Source organism: Mesorhizobium sp. B2-6-4 (assembly GCF_006441495.1).
Lineage (GTDB): Bacteria > Pseudomonadota > Alphaproteobacteria > Rhizobiales > Rhizobiaceae > Mesorhizobium.
This window is the reverse complement of sequence record NZ_VFUE01000009.1, coordinates 182,454-194,799: the sequence shown is the minus strand read 5'-3', so window position 1 is coordinate 194,799 and position 12,346 is coordinate 182,454. Positions and strand designations below refer to the sequence as shown.

Genomic DNA, 12,346 nt, shown 5'->3' with positions numbered 1-12,346 from the left:
GTTATTCGGCCGCCAGCCTGTCGATCGTGCCGTAGGTCGCCTCGTAGAGCGCGCGCTGGCGGCTGAGCGCCACCATCGTGTTGCGCAGCAGGATCGCAACGGTGATCGGACCGACGCCGCCCGGCACCGGAGTGATCCAGGAGGCCACGTCCTTCACGCTGTCGGTGTCGACGTCGCCGACGATACGGGTGGAACCGTCCGGCAGCGTCTCGGAATTGATGCCGATGTCGATGACGGCCGCACCCGGCTTTACCATGTCGGCCTTGATCAGGCGCGGCTTGCCGACGGCGACGAACAGCGCATCGGCGCGGCGCGCGTGCGCGGCGACCGAGCGCGTCATGTGGTGGCAGACCGTGACCGTCGCGCCTTCGCTCATCAAGAGGAAGGCGATCGGCTTGCCGACGATCTCGGAGTGGCCGACCATCACCACTTCCAGGCCCTTGAGGTCGAGGCCGGTTTCCTTGAGCAACTCGACCGAGGCGGCCGCCGTGCAGGGCGCCAGATCGAGCTGGTTGTAGACGATGTTGCCGATCGAGGCCGGATGCATGCCTTCGACGTCCTTCAGCGGATGCACCGCCGCCTGCAACGTCCTGATCGGGATATGTGCCGGCACCGGCCGCTGGATGATGATGCCGGTAACGCGCGGATCGGCGTTCAGGCCGTGGATCGCCGCTTCCAGTTCGCCCGCGGTGATGGTGGCGGGAAAGCGCCGTTCGTCGAAATCGATGTCCGCCAGCTCTGCCTTGGCGCGCTGGTTTCGTACATAGACATCCACCGCCGCCGTATCGCCGACGGTGATCGACACCAGTTTGGGCGGGAACCCTTCGGCCCTTGCGATCGCCGCATCCTCGCGCACGGCGGCGATGATGCGCCGGGCAACCGGGCCGCCCTTGAGATAGCGGCTGTCGTCGGACAGTGACATGATCGGACTCTTCTGGCGTAAGCGTTGCCTTGCCATAGCAAAAGAACAGCGGCAATGGCAGCACGAATGCGAACCGTCATGCCTTTTGCGCGACGTGCGGGCGCGGCAGTGCTTCGTCCGAAACGGAAAGGGCAGCACGGTTTCCCGTGCCGCCCTTTCTGACCGGCCGCATCCCCATACGGCCCGTCCCCCGTTATTCCTTCCGATCCCGGGAAGCGCTGCGCTTCCGGATCGGGTGATTCGCAGCAACTATTATATCACCTCGACAGTGGTTCCGACATCGACCCGTTCATAAAGGTCGACGACATCCTCGTTGCGCATGCGGATGCAGCCCGACGACACGGCGCCGCCGATGGTCCAGGGCTGGTTGGTGCCGTGGATGCGATATTCCGTACTGCCGAGATAGAGCGCGCGCGCACCGAGCGGGTTCTCCATGCCGCCGGCCAGGTAGGTTGGCAGGTAGCGCCCCTTGGCGGCCTCGCGCTTGATCATCGCGGCCGGCGGGCGCCAGTCCGGCCAGACCCGCTTGTTGGTGATCTTGTGCGTGCCCGACCATTCGAAGCCCGGCTTGCCGGTGCCGACGCCATAGCGCCGCGCCTTGCCGTTCTTTTCGACCAGATAGAGGAAGTTCTGGGTCGTATCGATGACGATGGTGCCCGGCTTCTGGGAGCCGTCATAGGCGACTTCCTGCGGCAGGTAGATCGGATTGATCTGCGGGCGCGCGACCATGCGCTTGGCCGGGGCCGGCACGGCTGCCGTCTGCACGCGGTCGGGCTGCGCATAACGCGGGCGCGGCTGCTGCGCGACCTGCCGGTTCTGCCGCACGATCCCCGGCGCTTGGCCAAGCTGCAGCACCCAGGGGGCCGAAAGGTCGGGGCTCACCATCACCGGCGGTCTGTCGGCATAGCGGTCTCCGGCCGTGGAAGGTGTGACGCCTGCGGCAAACGCAGCCACGGCGCCGAGCACGGGAAACAAAACTCTCTTCATCGGGAAAGCACCTTGATCGTCTGACAAACCGGGTGGAAACGACCTCCCGGTTCAGCGATCATTGGCGCGGGAACAGCAACCGAAACATGAATCGGAATGTGTAAAATGCGGAACTGTCGGTAAACCTTTCGGTGTGGTTACCGCCGCGTTCAGGAATCTGGTAAAGCCAAGGTAAAGCAGCGCAACCAGCGCGTTAACGAATGGAATTCTCGCCATGGACAAGGAAAAAACCGGCCTTCTCGCCGGACCCGACGGTGTCGCGCGCTGCTTCTGGCACGGCAATCTGCCCGACTACCTGCATTATCATGACCATGAATGGGGCCGCCCGGTGGCGGACGACCGCCGGCTGTTCGAGAAGATCTGTCTCGAAGGCTTCCAGTCGGGCCTGTCCTGGCTGACCATCCTGCGCAAGCGCGAGAATTTTCGCGCCGCTTTCGCCGGATTCGATTTCGACAAGGTCGCCGCCTTCACCGACAAGGACGTCGAGCGCCTGCTCGGCGATGCCGGCATCATCCGCCATCGCGGCAAGATCGTCTCGACCATCAACAACGCCAAACGCGCCCGCGAAATGGCCGATGAATTCGGCTCGCTCGCTGCCTGGTTCTGGAAGTTCGAACCCGGCAGGGAGGAACGGCCGCAGGTCGTCGACCTCGCCCATCTGCGCGCCAATCCGACCACGGCGGTCTCGATCCGCATTTCCAAGGATCTGAAGAAGCGCGGCTGGACCTTCGTCGGCCCGACCACGGTCTACGCCTTCATGCAGGCGATGGGTCTGGTCAACGATCATCTCCAGGGGTGTGTGTGCCGCAAGGAGGTCGAGAAGGAGCGGAAGGCTTTCAAACGGCCGAAATAGCCTCAGGCGCCGTTGGCACTACCCAGGAACAGGCCGGCGACGATCGCGACCACGGTGGCGACGGTTGGATAGATCACCAGCAGGCCGGTCACCAATGCGTCGCGCAGGGAAGGTCCGGTATCGGCGTGTACCTCGAACGGTCCGGCCGGCTGGCCGATCATGCTGGGAGCATGGACATCTGCGGCGCGCAGGCGTGCCGGCATGTCGCCCGCATCCCTGTTGTCGTGAAATTCCACCGCGCTCATCATGTCCCGAACCCCTCCATTGCGGTGCGCTGTATCGGCCTCGATTATGTCGGCACGATGCCGCGCCGATGGCGGGATTGTTTCATTTTCGGTGCGTTTTTGTTTCGGCGAACGCCCGCGTGCCTTCTCGCATGCATGGAGACAGCGCCTGCCGCCGGCCTTGCCCGGTAGGACCTGTTCGGTTAGGACACGCCCGTTGCGAAAATCGCAACGCTGTTGAGTTTTCAGCAACACGAAACACCGGGCGAATCCATGGCCGACAAATCGGAAAAGACGAAAGCGCGGCTGCCGCGCGGTTTTGCCGACCGCAGCGCCGAAGATATCCGCGCCGTCGAGAAGATGATGGCGACGATCCGCTCGGTCTACGAACTCTACGGTTTCGAGCCCGCCGACCAGCCCCTGATCGAATACACCGATGCGCTCGGAAAATTCCTGCCCGACCAGGACCGGCCGAACGAAGGCGTGTTCTCCTTCCAGGACGACGACGACCAGTGGCTGTCGCTGCGCTACGACCTGACCGCGCCGACGGCGCGTTTCGTCGCCGAGAATTTCGAGCGCCTGCCAAAACCCTATCGCAGCTACCGTTCCGGCTGGGTGTTCCGCAACGAGAAGCCCGGTCCCGGCCGCTTCCGCCAGTTCATGCAGTTCGACGCCGACACGATCGGCACGCCGGGCGTCGCGGCCGACGCCGAGATGGCGATGATGATGGCCGATGTGATGGAAGCGCTCGGTATCAAGCGCGGCGACTACGTCATCCGCGTCAACAACCGCAAGGTGCTGGACGGCGTGCTCGAGGCGATCGGCCTCGGAGGTGAAGGGAATACGAGTCGTCGGCTGACCGTGCTGCGGGCGATCGACAAGCTCGACAAGCTCGGGCCGGAAGGCGTGCGGCTTCTCTTGGGACCAGGGCGCTGGGACGGCGGCAAGGAAGGCGAGGGCGACTTCGCCAAAGGCGCCGGGCTGAATGATACGCAAGCCGAGGCGGTTCTTCTGGCGACGGCGCGAAACGCGCAGGCCGGCCAGGATGCCAGCGTCGGTGCGAACGCCGTCTACCAGGAGGGCGTTGGCGAACTCGCGACCATCGAGGCCCTGGTCAGGGCGGCGGGATACGGCGAAGATCGCGTCGCCATGGACCGCTCCGTCGTGCGTGGTCTCGAATATTACACCGGCCCGGTCTTCGAGGCCGAGCTCCTGGCCGAGATTCCCAACGAGGATGGCCAGATCGTGCGCTTCGGTTCGGTCGGCGGCGGCGGGCGCTATGACGGGCTGGTGTCGCGCTTCCGCGGCGAGCCGGTGCCGGCGACCGGTTTTTCCATCGGCGTTTCCAGGCTGATGACGGCGCTGAAGAACCTCGGCAAGCTCGACAGCACCGACGTGATTGCGCCGGTCGTCGTGCTGGTCATGGACAGGGACACCGAAAGCCTCGGCCGCTACCAGAAGATGGTCAGCGAACTGCGCGCCGCAGGCATCCGCTCGGAAATGTATCTCGGCGGCGCAGGCATGAAGGCGCAGCTCAAATATGCCGACCGTCGCGGCTGTCCGGTCGCGATCATCCAGGGCGGCGACGAGCGCGCCAAGGGCGAATTGCAGATCAAGGACCTGATCGAAGGCGCGCGCCTGTCGGCCGAGATCACGGATAATGCCGAATGGCGCGCCGCCCGCCCGGCACAGGTCACGGTGGCGGAAAGCGAGCTGGTGGCGCAGGTGAAGAAGATCCTGGCGGCGCAGGCAGCCGACCGCGCGAAGGGTGGCGCTTGAGCACCCCCCTCTGGCCTGCCGGCCATCTCCCCCGCAAGGGGGGAGATTGGATGTCGCGTATGCTTTCGCCAATCTCCGTCGTGGCAGAAAAGGCGCTGCGCTCGAAGCTGCCGATCTCCCCCCTTGCGGGGGAGATGTCCGGCAGGACAGAGGGGGGTGCCTCGCGCCCATGCGCTCTGTGACCTCCCGCTATCCCGCCATCGCGGCCGACATCGCCGGCCTGTTCGCGACCCGCGACACGCATGCGGTGGAGGTCGCCGTGCTGCAGCCGGCCGATCCCTTCCTCGACATGGCCGGCGAGGATTTGCGCCGCCGCATTTTCCTGACCGAGAGCGAGACCGGGCAGACGCTCTGCCTACGGCCGGAATTCACCATTCCCGTCTGCCTCGATCATATCGCCAGCCAGGCCGGTACGCCGCGTCGCTACTCCTATCTGGGCGAAGTGTTCCGCCAGCGCCGCGAAGGCGGCAACGAGTTCTTCCAGGCCGGCATCGAGGATCTCGGCGACCGCGACACGGCCGCTGCCGATGCCCGTTCGGTGGCCGACGCGCATGCACTGCTGTCGCTGGCGCTGCCGGGCCAGCCGCTGGCGATCACGCTCGGCGACCAGGCCATCTTCGAGGCGGTGCTGGCGGCTCTCGGCCTGCCGCGCGGCTGGCGCATGCGGCTCGCCCGCGCCTTCGGCTCGGCGACGATGCTGGAGGCAGCCCTTGCCGATCTCGCCAATCCGCCGCGCAACAGCCAGCTCTCCGGCCCGGTCGCGGCACTCGTGCTCGACGGCGATCTGGACGGTCTCTCCGCGCATATAGCCGGCGGCATGGAACAGGCCGGCCTGTCGGCTTCGGCCGGACGCGCGCCGGCCGATATCGCGCGGCGGCTGATCGAAAAGGCAGAACTGCGCAGCGTGCGGCTGTCCAACGAAGCCTTCGCGGCGCTGAAGACCTTTCTGGCGATCGACGTGCCGCTCGATGGCGCGGCCCAGGCGCTCGAGAGTTTTGCCGGTGCCGCCGGGCTTTCGCTGGGAGCCGCGCTGGAAAAGTTCGCGGCGCGCGCCAAGGCCGTCGAGGCGAATGGCCTGCCGGCGCAAAAGATCCGCTATGACGCGGCCTTCGGCCGCCCGCTCGATTATTACACCGGCCTCGTCTTCGAGATCGCGGCGCAAGATGGTGAAAGGCCGCTGGCCGGCGGCGGCCGCTACGACCGGCTGCTGACGCTGCTCGGCGCCAAGACGCCGATCCCCGGCGTCGGCTTCTCGGTCTGGCTCGACCGCATCGAGGCATTGCGGGAGCGCGCGCCATGATCACGCTGGCGATCCCGTCCAAGGGCCGGTTGAAGGAGCAGGCGCTGGAGGTGCTGGCGAAAGCCGGCCTCGCCATCAGCCTGCCCGGTGACGAGCGCAAATATCACGCCCGCGTCGAAGGCATGGACAATGTCGAGGTCGTTTTTCTGTCCGCCTCCGAAATATCGGGCGAGATCGGGCAAGGTGCCGTCGATCTCGGCATCACCGGCGAGGACCTCGTGCGCGAGAACCTCGCCGACTGGGAGGCGCGCGCCGAAATCGTCGCCCGTCTCGGCTTCGGCCATGCCGATGTCGTGGTGGCCGTGCCCGACATCTGGCTCGACGTCGAGACCATGGCCGACCTCGATGATGTCGCCGCCGATTTCCGCCAGCGTCACGGAAGGCGGCTCAGGATCGCCACCAAATACTGGCGGCTGACCCAGCAATTCTTCTCGCAGAAGCACGGCATCCAGGTCTATCGCATCGTCGAGAGCCTGGGCGCCACCGAAGGCGCGCCGGCGGCCGGCCTTGCCGATGTCATCGTCGACATCACCACCACCGGCTCGACGCTGCGCGCCAACCATCTCAAGGTGCTGGCCGACGGCGTCGTGCTGCGGTCGCAAGCGTGTCTCGTCGCGTCGCGAAAGACGCGTTCCACGGCCGACGAGGCGATGCTGCGCGACATAGCGGCCAGCATGGCCTCGGTGAAGGGATAGCCTGTCCAGCATGCCTCGGCGATCGTCGTGCCTAGCGGCGGACAATTTTGTTCTTGCTTTGTGCCGGCCACTATGCTACAAATATCGCTATGGTGATGATTTGTGCCCCCGCCCTTCGAGGCGGGTTTTTCGTTTCTGCGCCATTCTCACGACCCTGCCATTCTTATGACCGTGGAAGGCGGTGCGGCCCGTCTTCGAAGCCTTGGCCCTACCTTCGGCGGGATTTCCACCATCGCGGCAGGCTGATAGGCTCGGATGTCCTGGGAGGAGAGAGCGATGCCGGTCAATCTCGACGAGCTGAAGAACGCCACCAATCTGCGCGGACGCGGCGCGTACGCCGGCAGCGTCTTTGTCGCGCCCGTCGACGGCAGGGCGCATGTCTCGGGCGAGCGTGGCGTGCCGCTGCTCGACAAGACCATTCCCGCACTGTTCTCCGACACGGCCGGCAAATACGGCACGCTCGATGCCGCCGTCTTCGTCGGCCAGGATAAGCGCTTCACCTGGAGCGAGCTTTCCGACACGGTGGATGCGCTGGCCGCCGGTTTCCTGGCGCTGGGGCTCGAAAAGGGCGATCGCGTCGGCATCTGGTCACCCAACCGCTGGGAATGGCTGGTGACGCAATTCGCCACCGCCCGCATCGGCCTGATCCTGGTCAACATTAACCCCGCCTACCGGCTCACCGAGCTGGACTATGCGCTGAACAAGGTCGGCTGCAAGGCTCTGGTCACCGCGGCCAGCTTCAAGACCTCGGATTATCTCGGCATGATCGAGACGCTGGCGCCGGAGATCGCGATGGCGACACCCGGCAAGCTCAGGGCACAGAAACTGCCCGCGCTCCGGATCGTCATCCGCATGGGCGAGGAGAACTCGCCCGGCATGTTCAATTTCGCCGATGTGCTGGCGATGGCGGGGCGCGACGAGCATGACAGCCTCGACCGCATCTCCGAGGGGCTGAAGCCGGACGACGCCATCAACATCCAGTTCACCAGCGGCACCACGGGCGCACCCAAGGGCGCGACGCTGACCCACAACAACATCCTCAACAACGGCAATTTCGTCACCTCGGCCATCAGGTTGACGGTCGACGACCGGCTTTGCATTCCCGTGCCGCTCTACCATTGCTTCGGCATGTCGATGGGCACGATGGGCTGCGTCACCAAGGGCGCGACCATGGTGTTCCCTGGCGAGGGCTTCGATGCCGGCGCCACGCTGAACGCCGTGGCGCAGGAACGCTGCACCGGCCTCTACGGCGTGCCGACCATGTTCGTCGGCCTGCTCGACCATCCCGATTTCGCCGTCTTCGACCTGTCCACCCTGCGCACCGGCATCATGGCCGGCTCGCCATGCCCGATCGAGGTGATGAAGAAGGTGGTGTCGCTGATGCATATGTCCGAAGTGACCATCGCCTACGGCATGACCGAGACCAGCCCGGTCTCCTTCCAGAGCAGCGTCGACGACCCCTTGGAAAAACGCGTCTCGACCGTCGGGCGCGTTCATCCCCATGTCGAGGTCAAGGCCATCGATGCCGATGGCGCGACCGTTGCCGTCGGTGCGCCGGGCGAACTCTGCACACGCGGCTATTCCGTGATGAAGGGCTATTGGGACGACGAGGACAAGACCCGCGAGGCGATTGATGCCGACGGCTGGATGCATACGGGCGACCTCGCCACCATCGACGCCGAGGGCTATTGCAACATCGTCGGCCGGGTTAAGGACATGGTCATCCGCGGCGGCGAGAACGTCTATCCGCGCGAGGTCGAGGAGTTCCTCTATCGACACCCCAAGGTGAGGGAGGTGCAGGTGTTCGGCGTTCCCGACGCCAAATATGGCGAGGAGCTCTGCGCCTGGATTGTGCTCAAGCCCGGCCAGATCGCCACCGAGCAGGAGATCAAGGCCTTCTGCGCCGGCCAGATCGCGCATTACAAGATCCCGCGTCACATCCGCTTCCGCACGGAATTGCCGATGACGGTGACCGGCAAGCCGCAGAAATTCCTGATGCGTCAGGCGATGGTCGAGGAACTGGGGCTGGTGACGCAGAAGACCGCGTGAGGGGAGCGCGGGGCGGGAAGGTGCGGTTGCCGAGACGAGTGTGAATGTCGCATTTCGGGGCCGAAAGCGGACTGGCAGGTTATAGGCAATGCGCCTGCCAAAGTGGACAATCGCTGGGGTGGTTGAATGGCCGATTGCTGCTGCGCCGCGCCGATTTGATCGACCCATATAGCGTGCGAACGGCCGTCCCTCAGCCGGCTTGCAGTCGCCTAGCCGTCTTCCGCGAAGTGGGTGCGAATTTCCGAGCGCGCGAGCCGCTCTGGAAGTTTGCGATCGGTGGTGGAACCAATTTCTCGGACTTACGTTGCAAATAGCTATTTGCGGCTCTGCCGCGATATCGGGAACTGAGCAGTGGGACTGTCTTGGCAACAAGGTCCTCTCTCGACGGGAGCCATCGGTCGGTTTCTCGTCCCCGAAGCGTTGCCCAAGAGAATGTTATATGTGGAACGGCTGCGCCGGCGCATGCGCGTATTGTTTGGCGGGGTTTGGGTTGCCGAAAGCGACGACGTTCTCCTACTGTTTGAACCCGCCCGCTACCCGGTAGCTTATTTTCCGGAGTCCGACATTTCAGCACATGTGTTGGAGCGGACAGAGCAGATCACCCAACATCCTGATCTTGGGTCTACTTCATGGTACACTGTCCGGGTAGGCGAGCAACACGTGGCGGCCAGAGGAGCGTGGCAACACACGAACCTCCCTGCCCATGCAACAGAACTCCAGGGACGATTGGCGTTCGCATGGCGCGCCATGGATGCCTTCTATGAAGAAGACGAACGAATCCTGGGTCATGCTGCCGACCCATACCATCGCATAGATATTCGACAGAGTTCTCGTCACCTCGTGGTCCGCTACAACGACCGCGTCGTTGCGGATACCAGGCATCCATTGGGCCTGTACGAATCCGGGTTCGCTCCACGCTGGTATGTCCCTCGTGATGACATCCACGAGTCCTCCCTCACAGCGGTAAAGCTTCAGACGTTCTGTCCCTACAAAGGGCTCTGCAGCTATTATTCTATTGGCGACGCTCGTCAGGCGGCATGGTCCTACACCGACGCCTATCCCGAAGTCCGCCGCATTTCCAACCTTGTGTCGTTTGAGCCGGACATAGTTTCGGTCTCCCTCGACGACGTTCAGCTTCATCTCGAGCCTGGCCAGACGGTCGCCCCTCACGGTCCTGATCGAAATCTCGATGTGGCCGAGTTGGAGCGGGCACCTGGTGGAGGCCCCGAAATGATTGCCGGCGGCTAGCTACCGGTCGCGATTAAACGGAGCGGAGCATGGCGCGACTATTGTCCGTGAACGTGGGGCTTCCGCGCAACATCTCTTGGAATGACCGCACAGTATACACCGGCATTTTCAAAAACCCGGTAGCCGGACGTTGTCGCGTTGGCCGATTGAATTTGGACGGCGACGGTCAGGGCGACCTCGCCGGGCACGGGGGCGAGCAGCGGGCCGTCTTCGTCTATCAAATCGCATCATATCGCTACTGGCAGAAGCACCTGAACAGGACCGACTTCGTCTATGGTCAGTTCGGCGAAAACTTCACGGTCGAGGGCTTGCCAGACGATGCAGTTTGCATCGGAGATCGATTTCGTATTGGAGGCGCGCTTTTCGAGGTCACTCAACCTCGCGTCACATGCTACCGGGTTGGCATCCGCATGGACGAGCCCCGAATGCCGGCATTGCTGACTTCCAGCGGCCGGCCAGGATTCTACTTCCGAGTTCTGCAAGAAGGCGAGGTAGGAGCGGGCGACGAAATCCTCAAGGTGGGCGAAGCGAATGAACGGGTAACCGTCGCTGAGCTGAATGCACTGCTTTATTCACCGGAACATCCCCGCGTCGAATTGGAGCGCGCGGCGCGGATCAAAGCGCTTTCGCCAGGATGGCGGGGTTCTTTTGAGGCTTTGCTGCGCAGCCAATCGACCGGCGTAGAGAGCGGCAATGCCGGGCTCGCTCCGCCAGCCGCGTTACACCCTGCTGCTCCCGGATTTCAGCCGCTCGCGGTGGCTGATCTAGAGCAGGAGTCCGTGGACGTCGTCTCTCTGTCGATGCGGCATCCCGATGGAAAGCCGCTCCCGCCCGCTCTACCTGGTCAATATATCGTGCTGCGCCTTCGCCCGACCCGTTCCAGTGCTGCGCTATTTCGCAGCTACTCGCTCTCGGGCCCACTCTCGGAAGAGCGCTACAGAATCAGCGTCAAGATCGAACCGCACGGGACGGCCGGCCTTTTTCTGCGGGATCATGTGCGGATAGGCGATCTTGTCGACGTAAGCTCGCCGCGCGGAAGCTTTACATTGCAGCCTGGGCAGAGCCCCGTGGTACTGCTCAGCGCAGGCATCGGCGCGACACCTCTTCTGGCAATACTGTACGCGCTGGCGGCAGCCCGGGACACGCGGCAGGTCCTCTGGCTATACGCGGCTCGCGACAGACGGCACCATCCTTTTGCAGCCGAAGTCCGCCGTCTGATGGCCAGTCTCCCCCATGGTCGCAGTTATGTCTGCTATAGCAGGCCAGACCCGGTCGACAGACTCGGCGTCGATTTTGATGCAACCGGCCACCTATCATCATTGGTCTTCAATAGTGTCAGTATCCCGCAGGACGCGGACGTCTATCTCTGCGGACCTGTCGACTTCATGGCAGACATGAAAGAGGCGCTAGCCGCATCGGGCGTCGCCCCGGATCGCGTTCGTATCGAGATCTTCAACGGGAGCGAGCCGCTGAACCCCGGTGTTGTTGCCAGCGAGCGGCGCGCGCCACATCTGCCGGAAGGCGACACCGATGCCGGTCCGCTGGTCTCCTTCGCTCGAAGTGGTGTAGCCGCCCATTGGAACCCTTCAGTGTACCGGAGCATTCTGGAGCTGGCAGAGGCCTGTGACGTTCCCTCCCGGTGGTCATGCCGAACCGGTGTTTGTCACAACTGCGAAAGTGGGTTGATATCAGGCGCGATCGCCTATGAGCCTGAACCGCTTGAAAGGCCGGCCGACGGCAACCTTCTCATTTGCTGCTCGCAACCGACCCGTGATCTAGTCATCGATTTGTAAGCTAATCGAAGGGGACGGACTATGAAGTCTGGCACAGCCGCGTTCGGAACATTATCGCTTGAGGTTGTCACACTGCCGATAAGCGATATCGATCGTGCGCTCCGGTTTTATGTGGACCGGGTCGGCTTTGCGCTCGATGTCTACTATGCGCCGAACACCACCTTCCGTGTGGTCCAGCTCACGCCGCCTGGCTCCCACTGCTCAATACAATTCGGCAGAGGCGTTACGGACGCGCCCGCAGGGTCGCTTCGCAACATCTATCTTGTCGTTACGGATATTGAGACTGCGCGAAGCCGGTTGCTCGAACGCGGAGTCGAAGTCAGCGAACTCAAGCACAAGGCTCCGATCGACGGCTGGGGTGGGGCGTTCGCCCCAGGTTTCGACCCCAACCACCGCGACTATGCCAGCTTCGCGGGCTTCTCGGATCCAGATGGCAACACTTGGGTGCTGCAGGAACGGGGACACCCTGATGTGTGATGCGCGAGCAGCGCTGTGA

At 63.7% G+C, this 12,346-nt stretch carries 11 protein-coding genes; 8 read left to right on the top strand and 3 right to left on the bottom strand.

Annotation, left to right across the window (positions count from 1 at the left end; genetic code table 11):
- Position 1: 1 nt before the first annotated feature.
- On the bottom strand, positions 2 to 922 hold the full coding sequence (locus FJ426_RS14695; protein WP_140498366.1) for a bifunctional 5,10-methylenetetrahydrofolate dehydrogenase/5,10-methenyltetrahydrofolate cyclohydrolase: 921 nt from the start codon (positions 920 to 922) through the stop codon (positions 2 to 4).
- Positions 923 to 1,174: 252 nt separating this feature from the next.
- Positions 1,175 to 1,909, bottom strand: coding sequence for a L,D-transpeptidase (locus FJ426_RS14690; protein WP_140560406.1), 735 nt, complete (start codon positions 1,907 to 1,909; stop codon positions 1,175 to 1,177).
- Between the two features lie 214 nt (positions 1,910 to 2,123).
- On the opposite strand from FJ426_RS14690, the gene FJ426_RS14685 reads away from it, so the two are divergent.
- Positions 2,124 to 2,762 carry a DNA-3-methyladenine glycosylase I gene (locus tag FJ426_RS14685; protein ID WP_140560407.1) on the top strand — a complete coding sequence of 213 codons (639 nt, stop codon included), beginning with the start codon at positions 2,124 to 2,126 and terminating at the stop codon, positions 2,760 to 2,762.
- Positions 2,763 to 2,764: 2 nt separating this feature from the next.
- On the opposite strand, the gene FJ426_RS14680 is transcribed toward FJ426_RS14685, so the two are convergent.
- A complete protein-coding gene (locus tag FJ426_RS14680) occupies positions 2,765 to 3,010 on the bottom strand; it encodes a hypothetical protein (RefSeq protein WP_140560408.1) in 246 nt (81 codons plus the stop codon).
- 249 nt (positions 3,011 to 3,259) lie between these two features.
- On the opposite strand from FJ426_RS14680, the gene hisS reads away from it, so the two are divergent.
- The 7 genes from hisS to FJ426_RS14645 all read left to right on the top strand — a co-directional run bounded on the left by hisS (position 3,260) and on the right by FJ426_RS14645 (position 12,327).
- Positions 3,260 to 4,765, top strand: coding sequence for a histidine--tRNA ligase (hisS, locus tag FJ426_RS14675; protein ID WP_140560409.1), 1,506 nt, complete (start codon positions 3,260 to 3,262; stop codon positions 4,763 to 4,765).
- A 178-nt stretch (positions 4,766 to 4,943) separates the two neighbouring features.
- Positions 4,944 to 6,065 (top strand): ATP phosphoribosyltransferase regulatory subunit, encoded by a 1,122-nt coding sequence (locus FJ426_RS14670; RefSeq protein ID WP_140560501.1) that lies wholly within the window; start codon positions 4,944 to 4,946, stop codon positions 6,063 to 6,065.
- On the top strand, positions 6,062 to 6,760 hold the full coding sequence (gene hisG / locus FJ426_RS14665) for an ATP phosphoribosyltransferase (RefSeq protein WP_140560410.1): 699 nt from the start codon (positions 6,062 to 6,064) through the stop codon (positions 6,758 to 6,760). Before FJ426_RS14670 ends, hisG begins: the two co-directional genes overlap by 4 nt.
- A 276-nt stretch (positions 6,761 to 7,036) precedes the next feature.
- A complete protein-coding gene (locus FJ426_RS14660) occupies positions 7,037 to 8,809 on the top strand; it encodes an AMP-binding protein (protein WP_140560411.1) in 1,773 nt (590 codons plus the stop codon).
- A gap of 432 nt (positions 8,810 to 9,241) precedes the next feature.
- A complete protein-coding gene (locus tag FJ426_RS14655; protein WP_224655866.1) occupies positions 9,242 to 10,057 on the top strand; it encodes a DUF427 domain-containing protein in 816 nt (271 codons plus the stop codon).
- Positions 10,058 to 10,086: 29 nt separating this feature from the next.
- The gene (locus tag FJ426_RS14650; protein ID WP_140498357.1) at positions 10,087 to 11,850 is read left to right on the top strand and encodes an MOSC and FAD-binding oxidoreductase domain-containing protein; all 1,764 of its coding nucleotides are present in this window, start codon (positions 10,087 to 10,089) and stop codon (positions 11,848 to 11,850) included.
- Between the two features lie 21 nt (positions 11,851 to 11,871).
- A complete protein-coding gene (locus FJ426_RS14645; protein ID WP_140560413.1) occupies positions 11,872 to 12,327 on the top strand; it encodes a VOC family protein in 456 nt (151 codons plus the stop codon).
- Positions 12,328 to 12,346 lie beyond the last annotated feature (19 nt).

Bases quoted from the DNA above. Each gene is read 5' to 3' on its own strand.
- FJ426_RS14690 (WP_140560406.1), bottom strand. From the start codon at position 1,909: ATGAAGAGAGTTTTGTTTCCCGTGCTCGGCGCCGTGGCTGCGTTTGCC.
- hisG (WP_140560410.1), top strand. From the start codon at position 6,062: ATGATCACGCTGGCGATCCCGTCCAAGGGCCGGTTGAAGGAGCAGGCG.
- FJ426_RS14680 (WP_140560408.1), bottom strand. From the start codon at position 3,010: ATGATGAGCGCGGTGGAATTTCACGACAACAGGGATGCGGGCGACATG.
- FJ426_RS14645 (WP_140560413.1), top strand. From the start codon at position 11,872: ATGAAGTCTGGCACAGCCGCGTTCGGAACATTATCGCTTGAGGTTGTC.
- FJ426_RS14650 (WP_140498357.1), top strand. From the start codon at position 10,087: ATGGCGCGACTATTGTCCGTGAACGTGGGGCTTCCGCGCAACATCTCT.
- FJ426_RS14660 (WP_140560411.1), top strand. From the start codon at position 7,037: ATGCCGGTCAATCTCGACGAGCTGAAGAACGCCACCAATCTGCGCGGA.
- FJ426_RS14655 (WP_224655866.1), top strand. From the start codon at position 9,242: ATGTTATATGTGGAACGGCTGCGCCGGCGCATGCGCGTATTGTTTGGC.
- FJ426_RS14685 (WP_140560407.1), top strand. From the start codon at position 2,124: ATGGACAAGGAAAAAACCGGCCTTCTCGCCGGACCCGACGGTGTCGCG.
- FJ426_RS14695 (WP_140498366.1), bottom strand. From the start codon at position 922: ATGTCACTGTCCGACGACAGCCGCTATCTCAAGGGCGGCCCGGTTGCC.
- hisS (WP_140560409.1), top strand. From the start codon at position 3,260: ATGGCCGACAAATCGGAAAAGACGAAAGCGCGGCTGCCGCGCGGTTTT.